This window comes from Soonwooa sp. T0.1_25, assembly GCF_057652215.1.
On sequence record NZ_JBYFBZ010000058.1, the window covers coordinates 1 to 621 of the forward strand.

Annotated in this window: 2 protein-coding genes; both read left to right on the forward strand. The window is 35.3% G+C overall.

Features of this window, described 5'->3' with window-relative positions:
• Window positions 1-474, forward strand: a 474-nt coding sequence (locus AC23MB_RS14325) for an IS30 family transposase (protein WP_487787651.1), incomplete at its 5' end; no start/stop codon positions are given.
• Complete coding sequence (locus tag AC23MB_RS14330; protein WP_487787652.1) at window positions 471-614, forward strand: hypothetical protein; 144 nt, start codon at window positions 471-473, stop codon at window positions 612-614. The genes AC23MB_RS14325 and AC23MB_RS14330, both read left to right, overlap by 4 nt.
• The last annotated feature ends 7 nt before the right edge of the window (window positions 615-621 follow it).

The following is a 621-nucleotide window of genomic DNA, read 5'->3' on the forward strand; positions in this document are numbered from 1 at the left end:
GAGATTCCAGGACATTGGGAAGGCGATTTAATTATCGGCAAAGACCACAAATCTTGTCTAGGAACCTTGGTAGAAAGAACGACAAGAACGATTATACTTGTTCCATTGAAAAATAAACTAGCAGAAACGGTAAGAAAAGCCTTTGAGAAGGAGTTTTTGAAGCTTCCAAAGACGATGCGTAAAACCCTTACTTATGATAATGGAACAGAGATGTCTGAACATAAATTATTCACCAAGAAAACAAAGGTTCAGGTATATTTCACACATCCCTACTCTCCTTGGGAACGCCCTACCAATGAGAACTCTAATGGTTTGGTAAGAGATTATTTCCCGAAAGGGACTGACTTCAATACCATTACTAAAAAGCGCATAAAAGAAGTTCAAGAGCAGCTGAATGAAAGACCAAGAAAGGTTTTGGGTTATCAAACCCCGAAAGATGTCTTTAATAGTCTAATTTTAAATCAATTACAATGAAAAACGCTATTGTTGTCGATGGAAATAAAATGTGGGTAACTTTTTGCCCTCAAAAGGCTAAAAAAGTTATCCATATTTTATTAAAATCACTCAAAAAAAATAATACTTTTACAAAAACAAAAGTTGCACTAGCAATTTGAGACCACC